The 20,988-nt window shown below is 46.0% G+C and carries 18 protein-coding genes; 12 read left to right on the plus strand and 6 right to left on the minus strand.

Translation table 11 applies throughout. The features are described 5' to 3' along the window. The first annotated feature begins 144 nt into the window (after positions 1 to 144). The gene (locus tag MHI37_RS13385) at positions 145 to 1,326 is read left to right on the plus strand and encodes an MFS transporter (protein WP_076339229.1); all 1,182 of its coding nucleotides are present in this window, start codon (positions 145 to 147) and stop codon (positions 1,324 to 1,326) included. Between the two features lie 120 nt (positions 1,327 to 1,446). On the opposite strand, the gene MHI37_RS13390 is transcribed toward MHI37_RS13385, so the two are convergent. Continuing rightward, positions 1,447 to 2,301 carry an IS3 family transposase gene (locus tag MHI37_RS13390; RefSeq protein ID WP_342556523.1) on the minus strand — a complete coding sequence of 285 codons (855 nt, stop codon included), beginning with the start codon at positions 2,299 to 2,301 and terminating at the stop codon, positions 1,447 to 1,449. Between the two features lie 20 nt (positions 2,302 to 2,321). Then, on the minus strand, positions 2,322 to 3,005 hold the full coding sequence (locus MHI37_RS13395; RefSeq protein WP_076335446.1) for a helix-turn-helix domain-containing protein: 684 nt from the start codon (positions 3,003 to 3,005) through the stop codon (positions 2,322 to 2,324). Between the two features lie 262 nt (positions 3,006 to 3,267). Here MHI37_RS13395 and MHI37_RS13400 point away from each other — a divergent pair, with 262 nt between their 5' ends. After that, on the plus strand, positions 3,268 to 6,291 hold the full coding sequence (locus MHI37_RS13400) for an efflux RND transporter permease subunit (RefSeq protein WP_076335445.1): 3,024 nt from the start codon (positions 3,268 to 3,270) through the stop codon (positions 6,289 to 6,291). Between the two features lie 178 nt (positions 6,292 to 6,469). On the opposite strand, the gene MHI37_RS13405 is transcribed toward MHI37_RS13400, so the two are convergent. The 3 genes from MHI37_RS13405 to MHI37_RS13415 are packed head-to-tail and all read right to left on the minus strand — an operon-like array spanning position 6,470 to position 8,957. Next, positions 6,470 to 7,117: a DUF1054 domain-containing protein gene (locus MHI37_RS13405; protein WP_076335444.1), complete on the minus strand. Its 648-nt coding sequence runs from the start codon at positions 7,115 to 7,117 to the stop codon at positions 6,470 to 6,472. Positions 7,118 to 7,142: 25 nt separating this feature from the next. Further along, entirely contained in the window at positions 7,143 to 7,787 is a 645-nt protein-coding gene (locus MHI37_RS13410; protein ID WP_076335443.1) for a response regulator transcription factor, read from the minus strand. Positions 7,788 to 7,826: 39 nt separating this feature from the next. After that, entirely contained in the window at positions 7,827 to 8,957 is a 1,131-nt protein-coding gene (locus MHI37_RS13415; RefSeq protein WP_076335442.1) for a sensor histidine kinase, read from the minus strand. Positions 8,958 to 9,176: 219 nt separating this feature from the next. On the opposite strand from MHI37_RS13415, the gene MHI37_RS13420 reads away from it, so the two are divergent. The 6 genes from MHI37_RS13420 (at position 9,177) to gndA (ending at position 17,012) form a co-directional block, all read left to right on the plus strand. Then, positions 9,177 to 10,121 (plus strand): ABC transporter ATP-binding protein, encoded by a 945-nt coding sequence (locus tag MHI37_RS13420; protein ID WP_076335478.1) that lies wholly within the window; start codon positions 9,177 to 9,179, stop codon positions 10,119 to 10,121. A gap of 12 nt (positions 10,122 to 10,133) precedes the next feature. Then, positions 10,134 to 11,303, plus strand: coding sequence for an ABC transporter permease (locus tag MHI37_RS13425; protein WP_076335441.1), 1,170 nt, complete (start codon positions 10,134 to 10,136; stop codon positions 11,301 to 11,303). Continuing rightward, positions 11,296 to 12,456 carry an ABC transporter permease gene (locus MHI37_RS13430; RefSeq protein ID WP_076335440.1) on the plus strand — a complete coding sequence of 387 codons (1,161 nt, stop codon included), beginning with the start codon at positions 11,296 to 11,298 and terminating at the stop codon, positions 12,454 to 12,456. The genes MHI37_RS13425 and MHI37_RS13430 overlap by 8 nt, the downstream gene beginning before the upstream one ends. A gap of 356 nt (positions 12,457 to 12,812) precedes the next feature. After that, positions 12,813 to 14,510, plus strand: coding sequence for a proline--tRNA ligase (locus MHI37_RS13435; RefSeq protein ID WP_076335439.1), 1,698 nt, complete (start codon positions 12,813 to 12,815; stop codon positions 14,508 to 14,510). Between the two features lie 230 nt (positions 14,511 to 14,740). Further along, a complete protein-coding gene (locus MHI37_RS13440) occupies positions 14,741 to 15,337 on the plus strand; it encodes a hypothetical protein (RefSeq protein WP_076335438.1) in 597 nt (198 codons plus the stop codon). Positions 15,338 to 15,599: 262 nt separating this feature from the next. Then, on the plus strand, positions 15,600 to 17,012 hold the full coding sequence (gene gndA, locus MHI37_RS13445; protein ID WP_076335437.1) for an NADP-dependent phosphogluconate dehydrogenase: 1,413 nt from the start codon (positions 15,600 to 15,602) through the stop codon (positions 17,010 to 17,012). 13 nt (positions 17,013 to 17,025) lie between these two features. On the opposite strand, the gene MHI37_RS13450 is transcribed toward gndA, so the two are convergent. Beyond that, a complete protein-coding gene (locus tag MHI37_RS13450) occupies positions 17,026 to 17,349 on the minus strand; it encodes a hypothetical protein (protein ID WP_076335436.1) in 324 nt (107 codons plus the stop codon). A gap of 145 nt (positions 17,350 to 17,494) precedes the next feature. On the opposite strand from MHI37_RS13450, the gene MHI37_RS13455 reads away from it, so the two are divergent. The 4 genes from MHI37_RS13455 (at position 17,495) to MHI37_RS13470 (ending at position 20,628) form a co-directional block, all read left to right on the plus strand. After that, positions 17,495 to 18,019, plus strand: coding sequence for a shikimate kinase (locus tag MHI37_RS13455; protein WP_076335435.1), 525 nt, complete (start codon positions 17,495 to 17,497; stop codon positions 18,017 to 18,019). A 78-nt stretch (positions 18,020 to 18,097) separates the two neighbouring features. Further along, positions 18,098 to 19,405, plus strand: coding sequence for a 3-phosphoshikimate 1-carboxyvinyltransferase (gene aroA / locus MHI37_RS13460; protein WP_076335434.1), 1,308 nt, complete (start codon positions 18,098 to 18,100; stop codon positions 19,403 to 19,405). 47 nt (positions 19,406 to 19,452) lie between these two features. Next, positions 19,453 to 19,893 carry a CoA-binding protein gene (locus MHI37_RS13465; RefSeq protein ID WP_076335433.1) on the plus strand — a complete coding sequence of 147 codons (441 nt, stop codon included), beginning with the start codon at positions 19,453 to 19,455 and terminating at the stop codon, positions 19,891 to 19,893. A 111-nt stretch (positions 19,894 to 20,004) separates the two neighbouring features. Continuing rightward, on the plus strand, positions 20,005 to 20,628 hold the full coding sequence (locus MHI37_RS13470) for a hypothetical protein (RefSeq protein ID WP_076335432.1): 624 nt from the start codon (positions 20,005 to 20,007) through the stop codon (positions 20,626 to 20,628). Positions 20,629 to 20,988: the final 360 nt, after the last annotated feature.

Raw genomic sequence — 20,988 nt, forward strand, 5'->3', positions numbered from 1 at the left:
AGCAAATACAGGTGGGAATGCAAGCAACATTTTTGTAAAAGATACGGTAAAGCTTAATTTGTTCTTCAATTGTTCATAGATGCTTCATAAATGGATATGGTAACATAGGATTGGTGGAGGGATTGCAGCTTGAAAGATAAACGTATGCTTATTGTAATGGCTATTTTAATGACAACATTTATTGGTTTCGGAATTATCATTCCGGTTATGCCAGAAATTATTCAAGCGACAGATCCGAATAAGGCGGAAATACATACTGGACGGATGCTGGCTATTTATTCGGCTGTGTCGTTTATTCTATCGCCTATTTGGGGGAGCTTGTCCGATCGCATCGGCAGACGGCCAATTATTTTAGTTGGCGTGCTTGGATTTTCTGCAAGCTTTTTGCTATTTGGTCTTTCCTCAGGCGATTTAACGCTAATGTATCTGTCCAGGGTGCTTGGCGGTTTATTCTCAGGAGCCGTTGCTTCGGTTATTGTAGCGTATGTGGCAGACATTACGCCACCGGAGGAGAGAACGAAGGGGATGGGGCTGGTTGGGATGTCCATCGGCCTAGGCTTTACGATTGGTCCCGGCGTAGGCGGCCTCTTGAGCGTGTTCTCGCTCGAAACCCCATTTTACGTTGCAGCAGCACTGGCGTTGATTACCTTCGTTTTAGCTTTCATGAAGCTGAAGGAATCGCTTGCTCCACACCAGCGGAGAAGTAAAGAAGAGAAAAATGTTTCACGTTGGGCTGCGTTTACAGGGCCGCTGAAATATTTATATGTACTCGCGTTTTTTGTGACATTTACGCTTGCTGGAATGGAAGCTACCTTGCAGTTTTTCGGAATGCGGCGCTTTGATGTTACGCCGCTTCAGGTCGGCATTTTGTTTTTTGTATGCGGCTTTGTGGGTGCCCTCGTGCAGGGTGGTGTCGTACGCCGGTTAATTAAGAAAGGGGAGGAGCCCAAGTATATTGCGATCGGGCTCATTATTTCGGCTCTGGGCTTCTTCCTTCTTCTGGCAGCACACTCCTTATGGTGGGCTACGATGTCATTAGCCATTTTCGGTATCGGCAATTCTTTAATAAGACCGTGTGTGACCTCACTCATCACGCAGAAAACGACGGTAGGACAAGGGGTGGCTTCAGGTCTAAGCTCATCCATGGACAGCTTAGGTCGGATCGCTGGGCCGCTGCTCGGTTCCTTCTTATTTACAATTGAGATGGGACTGCCGTATTTGTTTGGCGGTATATTATGTATAGCTGCACTTTTGCTGCTGCTTCGCTTCCGTCAACTGGACAAGCATAATAGTGTAGGAGAGCCACTCGTGGATTCAGCCAAATAAAAAACAAGCCGGTTAATCATCGCAGTGAAGTGCTCCCTGTCAAGTAGACAGTAGAAAAAAACAAAAAACGATTAGACCTATCCCTCAGTTCAAGTACAGAGAACTGGGGGATTATTTTTATTAAGCAGCTCGGCGATACTCGTGGGGAGACAAGCCGTTAAGTCGCTCCGTATATCGGTAGTTGTTGTAGTATCGAATATAGTTCCTCACATCTTCAAGAACTTCATCGTAGGTATCGTATTTCTTCAAATAAAAGCTTTCTGCCTTGAATGTGCCCCAAAATCGCTCGATCGGCTGGTTATCCAGGCAGCGACTCACACGAGACATGCTTGTTGTGAAACCGTATTTCACCTTCAAGCGATTATATTCATGCGAGGTATATTGGAAACCTCTGTCACTATGCAGAAGTGGCGTGATTCCACGTTTTCCCCTATATGCCTTCTTTACCGTGTCCATGACCAATTTGTTGTTGTTGGAGTGGCTGAGCACCCACGAAACGACGGAGTTATCGTGCACATCAATCATGGCGCTCAAATAGGACTTTCGACCGTTCCCATACTTCAGCTCGGTGACATCTGTACACCACTTTAGGTTCGGAGCAGCGGCTTGAAAGTCACGGTTCATGACGTTTTCGGCAACATGTGTTTCCGTGGCTCTCACGTAGCTTGGACGCTTCCTCCGAATCACTGCTTTTAATCCGAGAGCTCTCATAATCCCGTAGTAACGCTTTTTGTTGTAAGTCTTTTTCAGTTTACGGTTTAATTGGAGACGCATTTGGCGATAACCCAGTATCCCTTTTCGCTTGTCATAGCGAAGCTTCACTTCTTTTGCTAGTGAAAGCCGTTCAAGTTCTCGATTGGACGGCGTCCATTTTAACCATTTATAATAGGCAGATCTGGCGACGTTAGCGAGCTTGCATAACGCTAGTATCGCGTAGCCCTTTTCCGTGTGCAGTTCTTGAATCGCTTGATACAAGTCTACGTGTCGAACGAGGGTTAGCGTGTACGTTTTCGCCGGATCTCTGCCAACTTTTTTTCGAAGGCGTTCTCCATTTCTAAATACTCGTTACGCGCTTCTAGCTCTTTGATTCGGAGTTTAAGACGTTCAGCCTCATCCAGTTCTTCCTCAGGTCTACTGCGCCCACGACGGTCCCTAAGAACCTCCTCGCCGCCTGAATGATATTTACGAACCCATGCGTACACCTGTTGGTAGGAAACATCGTACTTCTTCATCGATTTCTGATCATCCAACTGATTGGCAAGGGTATACTGCACAATTTCAATACGCTCTTCAAAAGTGGTTTTACGTCCTTTATTCATGTGAACCGTTCCTTTACGAGTAGGTTTAATTTCTTTCCCACAAGTATACTTGGAAATCCAGTTCGTCAAAACACTTTTACTTGAAATGTGATGCTGGTTTGTCGCTTCTCGGATGGAGTACTTTCCGGATAGAACGTCACGAACCGCGGTCTGCTTGAGCTCATGTGAGTACGTTTTCCAAGCTTTGGATTCCTTTAACCCTTCATAACCATCTGCTTTGTATTTCCTTATCCAATCCACAACAGTCATATCGTCGATCCCCAGTTGCTTTGCTTCATGATGAGGATTTGAATCCTGTTTAAGGCATCTTTTTACAACCTGTAGTTTTACATCTAATGAAATTGCACTCCTTTTTGACAAAGCAAAAACTCCTATCATGGTAGAAGTAGAAGTTTTGTTTTTTCTACTGTCTACTATGATGGGAGCATATCACAGGATGAGCAGCCGGCTTGTTTTTTTATTATTATAAAATCCTTCTCCGTCTGGAGTCTTAGCTAGGTTGCGTCTTGGGACCGGAATAAAATCCCATCTCTAGACGTTTTTAAGCATGCAAGTATGCACCTATCATTAAACAAGACAAAAGCAATAAAAATCGTTTTTAGGAGAAGGAGTCAAAGGTAAAATGAGCAAATTAACTGAATGGTCATTTCGCAATAAGGCGGCAGTCATCCTGATCGTCATTATGGCTTTGGTGATGGGAGCAATTAGCTATTTCCGGCTGCCGATGGAGTTTCTGCCAGCAGCGGATAATCCGCAGGTGATGATTACCGTTATCGGACCTGGCAGCGATGCCAAGTCGATGGAGCAGCTCGTTACAAATCCGCTGGAGGAGGCCGTAACGCTAGTTAAAGGCAAGACCGATATGTTCTCGACATCAGGTGACGGATATGCCCAGCTGAGTTTAAACTTTAATTCCAAAACAAACATGAAGGATGCTAAGGCACAGATCGTGCAGTTGATAGAGCAGGTTCAATTGCCTGCAAATGTAATGAAGCCGTTCGTCGTACAGCTGAACACTTCTATGATTCCGATTGCTTGGGTTACACTAACCTTCGATGATGGGTTGAGCGGGCAAGAAAAGGAAGAGAAGCTGAAGGCGGTTGCGGCAGAGCTGCAAAAAACAGAAGGTGCTGGCGAGGTAAGTACGAGCGGCAAGTCCACACCGACCATTCATCTTACTCCAGATGCTGATAAGCTGGCAGCGGCCGGCATTCAGGTACAGTCGCTCATGGGCGTGCTCCAAGGAAGAGGAGTCTCAGTGTCCATTGGGGAGAGAACTTTGGACGGGGCCGCCGGTAATCTGAACGTCTATGATCAAGTGACAGATTTGGAGACGCTGCGCAAGCTTCCTGTTGGAGCAGGCGTTAAGCTTGGAGATGTAGCAAAGGTTGAGCTAGCCAAGGATCAAGAAAGCATCAGTCGAATGAATGGCAAAGATGCGATTATGTTCACGATTTCGAAATCAGCCGATGCGAATGCTGTAACGGTTGGCAATGGCATTAAAAACACGGTACATCGATTAAATGCCGATATTAAGGGCATCGATGCTTCCATTATTTTAAGCACATCGGATTCGGTCGTCTCTTCGGTTAATAGTATGATGCGAGAGGTGCTGCTAGGCGCGTTGTTTGCCACTATCGTTATTTTATTGTTTATGCGTAATTTTAAAGCCACGATCGTAACGATTGTCTCGATTCCTTTGTCGCTAGCCATCACGCTCTATTTATTGCAGCTATCTGGAGTATCTCTTAATATTATAACGCTCGGGGGTGTCGCGGTAGCGGTAGGGCGTTTAGTAGACGATAGTATTGTCGTCATTGAAAACATCTATAGACGGCTTCAGAAGGAAGCTTTTTCAATTACGCTTATCACGGATGCAACCAAAGAGGTGGCGTCTGCAATTACGTCGTCCACGCTCGTAACGGTCGCTGTATTTTTACCAATGGGGCTTCTGAGAGGCTCACTGCAAGCGTTCCTGCTTCCCTTCGCGCTGACCGTCGCTTATTCGCTGCTGGCTTCTCTGCTCGTAGCGTTAACAGTAGTGCCTCTTCTCAGTGCGCTGCTGCTGCGCGGCACGAAGGAGAAGGCGCATGCAGGCTCACCTAAATTTGCATTATTCATTCGCTGGAATTTGGCACATAAATTAGTGCCATTAATAATTGCCGTGCTGCTTTTTGCGGGCTCAATAAGTGCTTATTTATTCATGCCAAAGGGTGCATTGGACTCATCCAGTGCTGAAAACATTAACGTAACGCTGCAATATCCAAGTGAAACCCCTGCAGACAAAGTATTAGAAGCAGGAAAGCAGCTCGAATCCTATTTGACCGCAAACCAAGATGTCGATTGGGTAATGATGATGCTTGGAAATAGTGCAGATGCGGCTCAGTATGGCTCCGTTTCTTCACCTACACTCATTACGTATATGATTGACTTGAATAGTGGTGTGAATGCTGAGGAATTCATGGATAACGTAAAGTCGCAGCAGACTAATTACAAGGAAGCAGATTTAATGGTTAATGCATCAGATCTCATTATGGGGGGAGGCTCTCCGCAAATTTTTATTGATGTTACTGGCGATGACCTAGAGCAATTGGCTAAATCAGCAGAGCAGCTGATTGCAGCGATCAAGCCGATTGACGGGGTGCAAAAGGTGGAGAGCAACGTAGAGGAGAAAAAATCAGTATATTCCTTTGTTGTCGATCCTACCCTTGCAAAGGGGCAGGACGTAGCCGTGCAGCTGCAAAGCATGCTTAATCCTCTGCCTATTGGCTCCATTCGGATAGAGAATAGCGATACGCCGGTTATTTTACAGCCGATTATTAATCCAGCATCAATGCGCGAGCTTGAGGATTTGAAATTGATGACCGAGAATGGGGTTACTGAGGTCTCAAAGGTTGCCAAATTAGTTCGCTCTGAAGAGCCTTCCCTGTACTATCATAAAGAAGGCAAGACCTATATTCGCGTTACAGCTAGTGCTGAGCCAAAAGAGCTGTCGGTAGTTGGGACGAAGATAACGAAGGCTGTGAGTGGGCTTAAGCTGCAAGAGGGAGTTGTTATAGAGGTCGGAGGTGCTTCGGCAGATCAATCCAGTGATTTTTCTGATTTGGGCATGACGGCGCTTATTTCAATTGGTATCGTTTATCTCATTATGGTTCTGACCTTCAAGACGCTGCGGGCACCGCTCGCTATTATGATATCCTTGCCGCTTGCTGCCATCGGCGCAGTTACCGGTTTGCTCGTATCGGGCGTAACGCCAGACTTCACAGCCATGTTCGGAGCCTTGATGCTGATTGGAATTGTGGTGACCAATGCAATCGTCTTAATAGACAGGGTTAAGCAAAACGAGCTGTCTATGCCTATTCGAGAGGCGTTAATTGAAGCAGCCGTTACTCGTATGCGTCCGATCATAATGACTGCTTTAGCAACGATTTCTGCGATGCTGCCGCTTGTGTTCGGCTCTCATGAATCAGGAAGCATCGTATCACAAAGTCTAGCCATAGTCGTCATAGGGGGCTTAATAGCAGCTACTCTTCTTACACTCGTCATTGTACCGTGTGTGTATGAGCTGTTGTTTTATCGGACCTCGCGCAAGCAGCGAAGAGCTGGTACAGCATCTGAGCAAGCTGAGGCCGCCGTATCGCAGTAAAGTAAGCTTAATAGTCAAAAGGCTGTACCTAGGCGGGTCGATCTCGACCTGTAGGTACAGCCTTTTTTAAAATATAGGAAAGTATAGCATTTCGCCATATTTTCTCTATGTTTCTCCGGAATGAACGCGCCACCGCCATAAGAACGGCGACAGCCGTTTCACCTTGCTGAAGGGGGGATTAAATGCTAGCCATATGATAAAGCGGCATTAAAGTCTCGTAAGTAGAGGATGCCAGTGCGAGCAGTGCCTTGCCATCACGCAGGATAGGGTCATTTGCCTCTATATGGCGGCCAATCAGCAGCTCAGATTTCTGTACATCACGGAAGCGAACGAGTGCGTCATTCCAGTCCTGCTTAGACATTTCGCTGACCGCCATGGATTCCTTCTTCATATGATCAAGCGAGATTACATAGTCGCTTGGTACTGCAGCAATGACGGTGTCCAGCTGTTTTAAGAAAGCTGTTGCTATGTTGGCCTTATTAGGCACTTCATAAATAAGTGCAAGCCATATAAATAAATGATCATCGAACAAGCCAAGCTGAAAATGCGGATGTGCCTTGTAGCCGCGTTTATTATTGCAAATCGCAAGCCAAGTATCCTTAGGCGGATTTACTTTACGCCGAGCATGCCTTGCGACATGAAGATACATTTCATTACCGGCATGAACGGCAGCGTCGACGCTGAGCTGCTCTCCAATGGCTCTGAACTTGGGTTGAATTTGGTTTTGTATAGCAGCCATGCGTTCCTCGAGCCCTGCAAGCTGAAATACGGCGAAGTCGGCTTGCGAGAATCCTGGTAGAGAAACAGCAGCAGATTGTGTGGTCATATTTATAAATCTCCTTTAAGCATCATCATGATTGATGCAATAATTTCAAATAATAGATTGCGATTTGTGTACGGTCGCGCAGTTCAAGCTTATTTAATATTTCAGATATATAGTTTTTGATAGTTCCCTCGCTGAGAAACAAGGAGGCAGCAATTTCTTTGTTCGATTGGCCTTCAGCGATCAGGCGAACAATTTGGCCCTCAGCGGCTGTAAGTCCAAAGATCGTTAAATCTTTGTTTGTTTCTTTGCGAGGCGTTCCGATCATGCCAGCCAGCTTGCGGGCAATGTCAGGATGGATTAGCATCGAGCCCTCGTGTACGGTTTTGATGCCGCTTATGATACGGCTAGGAGGTACGTTTTTGAGTAAATAGCCATTGGCGCCATTTCTAATCGCCTGCGCGATATAGTCATCATCGTCGAAGGTCGTCAGCAGCAGCACGGCAGGAGGAGGGGTGAGTGCTCGCAGTAGCTTTGTACCTTCCACGCCGTCACAAACAGGCATTCGAATATCCATTAGTACAACATCAACAGGGTGCTCGCGGACAAACGCGGTCGCCTCATGCCCGTTGGAGCAGACACCGGCAACCTGCAAATCGGCATCCAGTCCTAAGATCACGTTCATACTCTCTCGAATAAAAGGGTCGTCATCGACGATCAACACTTGAATCATATGCGGGCACATCTCCAATTCTGAGCGAATGTAATTGACTTATCCTCCGAGCAGTGGAAGTGTCGTTTTTACAGAGAAGCGATCGCCCTTCTGCCATTCTAGCCGCCCTCCAATAAGGGCAATCCGCTCATTCATGCCTTTCATGCCGATACCTGCCTCAATAGGCTCGCTTGGCAAGCTGCCATTATTGGAAACGGTCAGCGATACGCTGGCTGCCATAAATTCGAGCTCAACGTCAACCGTTGTTGCCATGCCATGACGAACGGCATTGGTGATCGCTTCCTGTGCATTTTTGAATAAAATGAGCTCAACGCTTGGATAGAGCGGCCTAGCATTGCCGGTTACTTGAAAGCTAACCGTGATCCCTAGACCCGAAGCGGATTCTTCGACTAACCGATCAAGCGCATATCGTCTTGCATCCTTATCCCCATCGACTGCAATTCTACGAACTGTACGTCGCATCAGCTCCATGCTGTCCTGCAGCTGATCGCGTATTTGCTCTACCGTGTTTTTCGATCTAGCTGTATCAGTGTCGAATAAATGCAGAGCGGCCTCGGACATCATTTTGACACGTATAAGTCGATGGCCAAGATCATCGTGAATATCCTTGGCGATTCGATTCCGTTCCTCGACCTGAGCATTCAGCTCAACCTGAGAGGCATAATTTTGCATTCTGCTCTTTGCAGCACCGAGCTCTACGTTGCTAGCTGCTAATGCCTCATACAAATCCTCGATTTGGTGATGCTTATCCTCGAATCTATTAGAAGTATATAAAATGGCAGCGGTTGTAATCCAGAGAATGGCGACGGAAAAAACAACCTCATACACTCTTTCATGCAATCCTGCGAGCAGGGCAGCTATACCGACAGCTGTCCATAATATACTGGCTTGTGAGGATGGCTTGCTTTGGAATATAGCGATAAGCGTGGAGAATAGCAAGAGAAACAAGACGCTGGCATAGGTGTAGGATAACCAAGAGAATAGTATTAGCTCAGCTAGCAGCAAGAGCTGACTGTGCTTCGTAAACAAGGCGCTGGACTTGATAAGAAGCAAAGCGACCAGCACGTAAGCGGTATATATAGCGTACGAGCCCGCGCCTACGTTCACGATGCTAATCATAGATGGGACAGCTACGAGCAAAGCCCTAATCCGATTTAGCATGATATTCATAATAGAATTGCTCCTGCAGCTGAATTTGCTCCATTATAGCATATTGTTGAACGGATAAACGAAATTGGCAAAGCTTTTCATACAACCTTCATAGAGTTATCGGCTTAGGTGGAAAAATGACTTTTGTCACCTTCAGGAGGTGACTTTTTAGACCTGTTTGCAAGCGGCTTATGGTCTACAATGGGATTATTAGAAGCAATCAGAGAGGATGAAAGATTAATGAGTTTAGTCTCATTTCGAGAGGTTGTCAAAAAATACGATACGACCTTAACTGTAAATCATTTGACCTTTAATATTGGGGAAGGAGAAATTTTCGGGCTGCTGGGCCCAAACGGAGCAGGCAAAAGCACGGCTATCCATATGCTGTCAGGACTGCTTGATCCAAGCAGCGGCGATATTTTGGTAGATGGCTTCTCTATTCGAAAGCAGCCGCTTGAGGTGAAGAAAAGGATTGGCTTGGTGCCGCAGGAGCTCGCTATTTATGAATCACTTACGGCGCGCGAGAACGTAACCTTTTTTGCAAAGCTGTACGGTCTTAAAGGCTCATTGCTTCGTGATCGGGTAGATGAAGCACTGCAGTTTGTTGGCTTGCTGGAACGAGCCAAGGATAAGCCCTCAACGTTCTCAGGGGGGATGAAGAGGCGGCTCAACATCGCCTGCGCGATTATGCATCGTCCGAAGCTGATCATTATGGATGAGCCGACAGTAGGCATTGATCCACAATCACGCAATCACATTTTGGAATCAGTTAGATCGTTAAATGAGCTGGGCTCAACCGTTATATATACAAGCCACTACATGGAGGAGGTTGAGGCCATTTGCACTCGAATTGGCATCCTTGATCAAGGCAAGCTTATCGCATGCGGGACGAAGGATGAATTGAAGCGTCAGGCAGGGCAAGAAGAGAAGCTTGTGTTTGAGATTGATCGGAATTTGGCGAAGGCGTTAGCAGAAATGATAGAGCATCCCGGCGTGCAAAAGCTGGATGAGCGTGATCAGGGATTGACATTGGAGGTTACGGTGAAGGAGTCACCCTCCATATTGCAGGATTTATTGTTTATTATTCAGAAGCACGGGATTAATCTTCGCAAGCTTTCGCGTGTTGAGCCAAACCTGGAATCGCTATTTTTACAAATGACAGGACGCAATTTGCGTGATGAATAGGAGGTCCGTGTGATGCGGGAATGGTGGATAGCAGCTCATTATGAGCTGCTCAAATATAGCCGAATGCGTTCCGTTCTTATTATATTAATTGGTTTGCCATTAGTATTAATCCTACTGCTCGGCAGCGCCTTTGACACCGAAATTAAGCCAGCGAAGGTCGCTCTGTTTATAGCGGATCAGGGTGAAATGAGTGCCAGCATGGATACATTTTGGAACGACGAGGCCATAAGTCATTACATTAAGGTATTGCCTGCCAATTCGAATAAGGAGATTCAGGATTGGCTGCGTGAAGGAATTGCGGATTACGGCGTACACATTCCCGCTGGTTTCTCAGAACGGCTGCTTGCTGGTGAAGCGGCGAATTGGTTAACGTATTCAGGGCGTTATGAGGAAAAAAATATAGCCGCAGATGCTGTTGTAAACGGTTATTTGGGTCAGTTGAATTTGCAGCTGGCAGTAGTGGAGACACTGGGGCCTGATGCTTTAGAGACTTTTAAAGAAACCATCAGCGAAGCTAAGACGATTGTCCCGCCCATATCCACCTACAATTTAGGGGCAGGAGATAATCAAAGCTTTGGGAAAACAACCTCTCTCCAGTATTATTCAGCAGCGTATTTAATTATGTTCTTGCTGTATGGCGGCATGACGGCGGCTATTGCACTCCTGAATCAGCGAGAGAATGGTACTCTGCAGCGAATGTATGCAATATCCGGCTCATTCAGATCTATTGTGTTTGGGATCATCGTTGGGGCAGTACTGCTCGCTGCACTGCAGGCAGTCATTATTGTGGCGTTTACAGCGTATGTCTACGGCGTCGATTGGGGAAATCATTTTATGTGGATTACACTTATTTGCTTGCTTACTACTGCGGCAGGAGCCGGCCTGGCTATAACAATCGCTTCCATTGCCCGCACGGTAAAAACAACACAAAGCTTATTTGGAATCATCGTATTCAGCATGACCTTTCTTAGCGGCGGCATGATAACAGGGATCGAGAGATTGGTTGGCGGTGCCAATAAATTTACGATCAATCATTGGGCGAATGAAAGCTTGAGAGCCATTATGAGTCATTCTGATACATCGAACGTCTGGCGTGAAATTGGGGTTCTCAGCTTGATTGCACTTGTTTTAACGATTATCGCAGTGATTAGACTGCCTAAGGTGGTGAAGCAGCATGCCTAGCTTACATATCGCAGCACATCTCATTCGCAGAACGATGGGGACCCGCCGCGGCCTATTCATGAACGTGTTGCTGCCAGCTATTATTTTATCTATTATTTCTGGAATTTTCTCTAATTTGGAAGGACAAAAAGCGTTTATTGCTATTCAAAATACTGATTCTGGACAGCTAGGCTCGTATCTTGTTTCTTCCTTGGAGACGGAGACTTTATATGAGATTCATTTGGAATCCGGCCTCTCTAATGAACAATTAAAGAAAATGGTGCTTGACGGGAAAGCGGATGCAGCAATCTTTATCCCGTCTGATTACACAGAAAAAATGCTGGAGGATGGCCAGTCTAAGGCTGATTTGTACCGCATGAACGAGCAGCTGTGGAATGCGTCGCTAGAAGCTATGCTGACAGACGAAGCGAATAAGCTGTCTGCTTCTGTAGCACTTGTGCGAGCCGCAGGCAGCGAAGCGGAAGTAAGTGAAGGAAAGCTTATGGATTTGCTTGAAGCACAAGCAGAACCTTTGGCAGGCGTGGAAAACGCTGATATGAAGCTTGGTAATATCGTATCGAATCCGATGATGATTGGGCTTATTCTAATGTTTGTCATGCTGCTTGTCAGTCAGTCGGTGGGCTTCATCATGGAGGACCGGGAGCGGCGAACGATGGCTAGAATGTTTACTGCACCTTTGCGTGCCATGGATATCGCTATCGGCAATTTTATGGGCAGCATGCTAGTAGGCACGATTCAGCTCGTTATCGTTCTCAGCTTAACCTACTTTGTATTTGGCTACTCGCCAGGTATTTTATTTGGAGCGATGCTGCTTGTTATGGAATTTTTCTTACTTGCGGCAGTTGGGCTTGCATCAGCGGTAGGCGGTCTTGTGCGGAACAGCGTCCAGCTGGCTCAAATCAATAATTTGGTCATTACGCCTACCTGCATGATTAGCGGCTGCTTCTTCCCCCTATCCATGCTGCCAGACTTTATGCAAAAGCTCGCGAATTTCACTCCGCAAAAATGGGCGATTCAAGCCATTGATCGTTTAGACGGCGGAGGCTCCTTTGCCGATATTGGTTTACAGCTCTTCATATTGCTCCTATTTGCCGCTGTGTTGATTGCTTTTGGATCAGCGGTATTAAGACCGAACAGGATGAGCAAATCGTGATGGTTTCCATCATCAATGACTGCTTGACTTCGTTTGCATAGTAATGTAAATTTGACAAAAGTTAATGACAGCACAACAGCGTCGACCAAGGCTACGTTAATCAGCCTCCGTTTATATCAGAGAGGAAGCCCGCAGGCTGCAAGGCTTCTATAGACGATTGATTATTCCCTACCTTGCAAGCTGCAGCGGTGAAGAACAAAGCCGCTGCCGGAATTTCTTATTCCGTTATCTCTAGAGAGCTGCTTGCTAGCATCAGCAGCTATATTAGGGTGGTACCACGAACGCATTCGTCCCTTACGAATGCGTTCTTTTTGTTTTTTTAGTCGGAAATACGATAAATTGGAGGAGGAATAGGCATGAGACAAAGTCAATTATTAATGCCTACATTGCGTGAGGTACCTTCGGAGGCGGAGGCAGCCAGCCATCAATTGATGCTGAGGGCAGGTCTAATCAGGCAGCTGGCAGCTGGCATTTATACGTATTTGCCGCTTGGCCGCCGTGTACTGAGAAAGCTTGAGCAGATCGTACGCGAGGAGATGGATCATGCAGGTGCACAGGAGGTGCTGATGCCCGCGCTGCAGCCAGCAGAGCTATGGCAGCAATCTGGGCGTTATGAAGATTATGGACCAGAGCTTGTTCGACTACGGGATCGCCACGATCGTGAATTTACACTCGGCCCAACACATGAAGAGGTTATTACTGCCTTGGTTCGAGGCGAGGTCAGCTCATATCGCCAGCTGCCGCTGACACTATATCAAATTCAAACCAAGTTCCGCGATGAGAAGCGTCCAAGGTATGGGTTGCTGCGCGGCAGAGAATTTCTGATGAAGGATGCTTATTCCTTTGATGAGGATTGGGAGGGACTTCACCGCAGCTATACGAGCATGTACGAGGCCTATAATCGAATATTTACTCGTTGCGGACTTTATTTCCGTCCGGTTGAAGCAGATGCTGGCTCTATCGGCGGTGAAGGTGGAACACATGAATTTATGGCGCTTGCTGATATTGGCGAAGATACAATTGCTGTCTGTACGGATTGCAGCTATGCGGCAAATCTCGAGAAAGCGGAGTATCGCATTGATAAGCGAGTAGATGTGATTTCTATACAGCAGCAGGAGCTTAAACGCCACCATACGCCGGATATCAAAAAAATAGATCAGCTTTCTGAATGGTTTGGCCTTGGTTCGAATGCTTTTATGAAAACCTTAATTTATGTCGCTGATGGAAAACCTGTCGCTGTAATTGTTCGCGGAGACCATGAGGTCAATGAGATCAAATTAAAGAATGTATTGGCTGCAAAAGCACTAGAGCTTGCTGATCAAGAAACGACCGAATGCGTGACGGGCGCTCCATTAGGGTTTGCGGGCCCAATTGGTTTATCAATGCCAATACTTGCAGATTATGCGCTGCTTGCCATGAAAGAGGGGATTGCAGGAGCTAATGAGCAGGATTACCACGTTGCTCATGTAATACCAAGCGTGCACTTGGGAAATGCGCAAGCAGGAGATTATCGCAATGCAGTTGAAGGAGATGGCTGTCCACGCTGTGAGCAGGGACGTCTGACCTTTCACCGCGGCATTGAAGTTGGACATGTATTCAAGCTTGGCACCAAGTACAGTGAAGCTTTAAATGCTAAGTTTTTGAATGCCTCGGGGGTAGAACAGCCTCTAATTATGGGCTGTTATGGAATCGGTGTCTCACGGCTGCTTTCTGCTGTACTGGAGCAGCATTCCGACAGCAACGGTATCATATGGCCCAAATCAATCGCGCCTTATCATGTGCATATCGTCCCAGTGTCTTCGAAGGATCAAGTGCAAATGGATTTGGCCCTTCAACTTGCAGCTTCTTTAGGTGAAGCGGGTTTGGAGGTGCTGCTCGATGACCGGGACGAGCGCCCTGGGGTTAAATTCAAGGATTCGGATCTTATCGGAATACCGCTTCGCATCGTTGTAGGCAAGCATGCTGCCGAAGGAATCGTTGAGGTAAAGCCCAGAAACGAGCTGGAGTCACTGAAGCTGAATCTAGAGGAAGCGATAGCCTTCGCAAAGAAATAAATAAAACTTTGTTTCAAAATTTAACGAAATGCCTATGGATTATAGGCACAACAAGGGCGCAGCCGCCTTCATTTGAAGACGGCTGCGCCCTTTTTTAACTTTCCTCGGCCATAACAGTAAAAATAGTCAATAATCCAAGTTGCCATAACATAAGATGGAGTATAAGATGAAGATAAGAACAAATTATCAGAACATTTCGTCAACTAATCTGAGGTAAGGGAGGGATTGCCGTGAACAAAAGCCATGAAGTCGAATATTGCAATTTGGAGCTGCGATTTGACCGCCGGCAAATCCAAAATCTCATCCGCGATCTTATTCAGGAAGGTTACTCCTTGTATTGGAGTGAAACGGAGGGACAGTTTCTCGTATCGATCCGAACTGGCCGCAAGCTCGTGAAACTTCAATTCCAACGAATGAAAAATCGTTACAAGATTGTCGGGGATTATATTATTAAAGACGAGAAACTTTCTGAATTGATTGAAAAGCTGATTAATGACACACGTGGACATGCGGTTGTGAAGCGCATTAAAGATCGTCAAATCGTCATTGAGAGTATTATGTTCGGTGAGATTATACGACTCGTGGAGGTGTCCGGTATGGAACATCGGATTATTTATCAGAAGAAGCCTTTCGTTACAATAGAAGAAATGATTAGAGCTTTTCAGTCAAAACGAGCTGAGGAAAGAGCAGTAGTGCTGCGCTATGAGCTGGATTATGAGCTGTCGATGCTGTTTGATGCATTGCAAGGCACAGATGAAGACGCTATCGCGGAGTCTAAAGAACGTCTCATGACACTGCGTTCGGAGATGTTGCAACTGGAGCTCTAATGATGGATTTTGGTCTCTATAAGAAAACCTAAAGCGATTGAATGCTGCGCTAAAGCTGCAGTGTTTGATCGTTTTTAGGTTGTTCAGCCGCCCGGAAATCAGCGTCCTATCATCATATATAAGCTAAACTTTTCGAAACGGTCAATAATTCTAATGCTGATATATCGACATTTTTCCGTTTAGATAGTTTTCTTCTTGGCACAAAAAGAGTAAGATAGAAATATCGTGACCAAAAATAGATGATGAAGGATGGAAGAACCAAATGTCTAAACAGCAAATTGGCGTTATCGGATTGGCCGTAATGGGTAAAAACCTTGCCCTTAACATTGAAAGCAGAGGCTTTACTGTTTCTGTATTTAACCGCTCCCGCGAGAAGACAGATGATCTCATTCAAGAAGCAGCTGGCAAAAACCTTGTTCCTGCTTACACAATTGAAGAGTTTGTACAATCGCTTGAAGTACCGCGCAAAATTTTGATCATGGTACAAGCAGGAGCAGGTACAGATGCTACGATTGATTCACTAGTTCCACATTTGGCTGAAGGCGACATCATCATCGATGGCGGTAATGCTTATTTCCCTGATACCGTTCGCCGCAGCAAAGATCTTGAAGCACAAGGCTTCCGCTTTATCGGCACTGGCGTTTCCGGTGGCGAAGAGGGCGCTTTGAAAGGACCTTCCATTATGCCAGGAGGCCAAAAATCCGCTTATGAGCTTGTTGAGCCGATCCTAACGGCGATTTCTGCTAAAGTTGGCGATGACGCTTGCTGCACATACATCGGACCTGACGGCGCTGGACATTATGTGAAAATGGTTCATAACGGCATTGAGTACGGCGATATGCAGCTTATTTGCGAAGCATATGATCTGCTTAAAAATGTTCTTGACGTTAGCGCTGAAGAATTGCATGAAATTTTCTCCGAGTGGAATAAAGGCGAGCTTGACAGCTATCTAATCGAGATCACAAGAGATATCTTCTCGAAATATGATCCAGAGACAGGCAAGCCGATGGTTGACGTTATTCTAGATTCTGCTGGTCAAAAAGGAACAGGAAAATGGACAAGCCAAAGCTCGCTTGATCTTGGCGTGCCGCTATCCATTATTACAGAATCCGTATTTACTCGTTTCTTGTCCGCAATGAAGGAAGAACGCGTTGCTGCAAGCAAAGTACTTAATGGCCCAACGAAAAAACCTTTCCAAGGCGACCGTGCCGCTTTCATTGAGTCTGTTCGTAAAGCGCTGTTCGCTAGTAAAATTTGCTCGTACGCACAAGGCTTCGCCCAAATGCGTGCCGCTTCAGAAGAATATAACTGGGATCTTAACTATGGCGAAATCGCGATGATCTTCCGCGGCGGCTGCATCATCCGTGCACGCTTCCTGCAAAACATCAAAGATGCTTACGACCGTGATCCAAACCTACGCAACCTATTGCTGGATTCATACTTCCAAAATATCGTTGAGACCTACCAAGACGCTTGGCGCGAAGTAATTGGTACTGCAGTTACTAATGGTGTACCAGTTCCTGCTTTCTCAAGTGCGATTGCTTATTTCGATAGCTACCGCACAGAGCGTTTGCCAGCTAACCTGCTTCAAGCTCAACGTGATTACTTTGGTGCTCACACGTTTAAACGTGTGGACAAAGAAGGCAGCTTCCACTTCAACTGGATGCAATCTTAATTCGGAAGGCTAGTTAACTCTTCGGCTCGCGAGGATTGTCCTTATTCAATCCATATGCTGCTTGACGCAGCCAGTCGCGCAGCCGGTCGGCCTCTTGATCGTAATAATGTCTACGATGAATGAGGGACATAGCCGCTTCGGCAAAAAAATGAAAGTTTTGCAATAAGCGTGGCTGCGAAAGATCCATCAATGCGGGATCTTCGTCAGCCACCTTTTTTTTAATATATTCAAGCATCCAGACGACATCCTCTCGGCAAAGAGGGTGGTCAGGGTTAAGAATGCGACTGATCCGCAATTGAGTGGGATGGGAATCGGATAGATGAGGATTACTGGTCATGGCTAGCATCACTCCTATTTTAGAATAAACATCATTATCATCCATACGGCAGAAGTAACTTTTTTATACCCTTATATTACAAAAAAATGATATGATATTGTAGAAAAATTGGTTGAAGAAGAACGAAAAGGGTGAAACGGTTACTATGGTAAGGCAAAAACCCAACAAATTAGTGTTAATCGGATTTATGGGAACCGGGAAATCAACCGTCAGCAAGCTGCTCGCCGAGAAGCTGGGCTGGATGCGAGTAGACGTTGATGAAGAAATCGAAAGAAGTGAAAACAAGCGGATCAGTGACATTTTTGCTGCTGATGGCGAAGCAAGCTTTCGGGCAATTGAGTTGAATGTGCTTGCATCGATTTTAGAAAGCGGAGACTCTTCAGTAGTTGCAACAGGAGGCGGAGCCGTACTAAGCTCGGTCAATCGTGAGCTTATGCTCAGCAAAGGTTTTGTTGTAGCGCTAAAGGCAAGTCCAGAGCAAATTCTCGCGCGAGTGAAGACGGATAGTGCTAGGCCGCTGCTGCAAGGCGATGCTGCGGAGCGAGTCAATGTACTGCTTGAACAGCGTAAACATGCGTATGATTTTGCACATCTCTCAGTCGATACGACGAATTTGTCCGCAGATGCGGTTGTTGAGGTTATTTTGGAACAATGGAGCTTACAGAAGTAAATAAACTTATATCTACGTCGATCGGCCGCTAGGCTGGTTTCGGTGTATATTTTATTGTAAAGGGAGATCATACGAACTATGGACGTTTTAGTGACACCAACGCCAAGACTTGAAGGTGAACTTCAAGCGCTTTCTTCAAAAAATTACACGACTCGTTACTTGCTGGTAGCAGCGCTTGCGGAAGGGACAAGCACCATATATTTTCCGGCTCATAGTGAGGACAGTGATGCTATGCGTCGTTGTATTCGTGATCTTGGGGCCACTGTGGAAGAGGATGATGAGAAAATTGTCATCACAGGTTTCGGTCGTAATCCTAAACCAGTGGAGCAGTTAGATGTAGGCAATGCAGGAGCGGTACTGCGTTTTTTGATGGCTATCGCAGCGCTATGCCCAGACGTTACCTTCATTAATCGTTATCCGGATTCACTGGGCAAACGCCCGCATAGTGACTTGATTGAATCGTTGACCGCAATGGGAGTTGCGATTACCCATCATGATGGCAAGCTGCCTATTCGCATACAAGGCGGAGCACCAAAAGGCGGTAAAATTCAAGTATCCGGAAATATTAGCTCACAGTTTTTGAGCGCTTTGCTTTTCTTGACTCCTCTACTCGAAGAGGATAGTGAAATTGAAGTGCTGCATGATTTGAAATCCAAGGTCGTTGTAGGCCAAACGCTTGAGGTGCTGGAGCAAGCAGGCATCATCATTCATGCAGATGAGGATTATATGCGTTTCCGTGTTCCTGGCGGTCAGAGCTATGCTGCAAAAACGTATTCCGTACAAGGTGACTACCCAGGCTCTGCAGCTATATTAGCTGCTGCGGCTGTTACAGAATCCGATGTTATCGTTCATAGACTTGAAGAGAACAGCAAGCAAGGAGAACGTGCTGTCGTTGATGTATTGAAAATGATGGAGGTTCCGCTTACGCATGAGAATGGAATTGTGCATGTAAGAGGGAACAAGACGCTGAAAGCGGTAGAATTTGACGGTGACCATGCCACAGATGCTGTGCTTGCGATGGTTGCTGCGGCTGTTTTTGCAGAAGGCACTTCACGTTTCTATAATGTAGAGAACCTGAGATACAAAGAATGCGACCGGATCACAGATTATTTGAATGAGCTTCGCAAGGCCGGCGCAAATGTTGAAGAGCGTCAGGCTGAAATTATTGTGCATGGCCGTCCGGAAGGCGTTGAGGGCGGGGTGGAGATCAACGCGCATTATGACCATCGTGTCATTATGGCATTATCTGTCGTTGGTTTGCGCGCCAAAGAACCGATTCGGATTCGTGATGCTCATCACGTTGCCAAGTCATATCCTATTTTCTTTGATCATATGAAAGCATTGGGAGCCAATATTGAATGGATTGAAGGTAAGCCGAAGGAATAAAGGCGAAGCAGCTTTTTTATTTCAAAATAATGAGTTGAGGTGTAGCGATGACATTTGAAAATCCTGCTCGTGAGCATATTAAGCATTTATTAGAGACCAGTACAACAGTTGCTGTCGTTGGGTTATCTGATAATCCTGAGCGTGTGTCGTACATGGTATCCGAGGCAATGCAAGCGAAGGGCTATACAATTATTCCAGTCAATCCGAACGCCGATACCATTTTAGGACAAAAAAGCTATGCATCGTTGAAAGATATTCCAATACCCGTAGATATCGTCAATGTGTTCCGTAGAAGCGAGCATACTCCGCCTGTAGCGGCTGAAGCAGTTGCTATTGGTGCCAAAACCTTTTGGCTTCAGCTTGGTATTGCAAATGAGGAAGCCGCAGAAATAGCGGCTGCAGGCGGCTTAGAGGTCATTATGGATCGCTGCATTAAAGTAGAGGATTCAATTTTGCTGCCAAACGGAAAACCCAAAACATTACTTTAATAAAAAAAGGGCAACTCCTGCACAATAAGAAGGCTTCAGAGAGCAAGCGCCTAGCTACAACAGCGGCTGTACTTTGAAGACTTTATGATTGTATTCCAAGGAGGACACGAAGTGAATCAATTTTCGCAACAACCGGGTAACTATCAAGGACAACAGGGCTTCCAAAACCAAAGCAATTATGAACCAATTGGAAATGTGCAATCGCACTATCAAGGACAGCTCAGTCAACCGACCTTCGGCAGACAAACGAATTCAATCGTTTCGAATATTCCAGGCGGTTATCAATCGTCAAATTCCTATAATCAAGGCTCACAGCATTATGAGCCATCAGGCTATTCGAATATGACCCATCCGGTAGGAACGAACAATTCATTCATCTCGCATCAGCCCGTTCAAAGCTATGCACAATCACCAGCAACAGCATTTGGCAATGTGGGTCCGGTTATTGCTCATTACGGCTATCAAGCGGGTCCAGATCAACAACATTCGCATTTCCAGCCATCCTCTCATATGGGATCGCAGTATGCTCAGCATGCAGCACCTAATTATGGGGGCAACAACCAAGCTAATATGCAGCATAATTACGGTGGCATGACGCCGACTCATTCCAACACATCGATTCACCCTGTTTATGAGGCGACCAACGCTTATCAACAAGCAGGACCAGTGATTTCCCATTTGGGATGGCAGTCGCAAAGTGCAGCAAACTCTCCGTATTCCGGCGGCAATCGTTAACACCAATTAACAAATAAAGAAAAAGAATCATCAACATCGGCGGGCCTAATAGGCTCGCCGTTTTACTTTGACAAAAACGCAGCAAACGCTTAACATCGAAATAGATATAATGGACTATAAATGTTGGACTAAACATTTACGTTTTGGTCGCTGCGCGAGTAGATCATTCTTACGATCGCTGTTGCAGCCAAATTCTTTGATTTCCTAAGACATTTAAAGGTAAGAATCCGGCTGCAAAGGCGAACACTTCGTTTCTTCAGAACGATCTTCTCGCTTCGCTAAAACTTCATTTTTTAAGTTCAACTTATATAGATGCTTACGAAGTTAGTTTTGCTTCGCAAAACAGGGCAAATGCTTACG

This window comes from Paenibacillus sp. FSL H8-0548, assembly GCF_038630985.1.
Taxonomy (GTDB): Bacteria; Bacillota; Bacilli; order Paenibacillales; family Paenibacillaceae; genus Pristimantibacillus.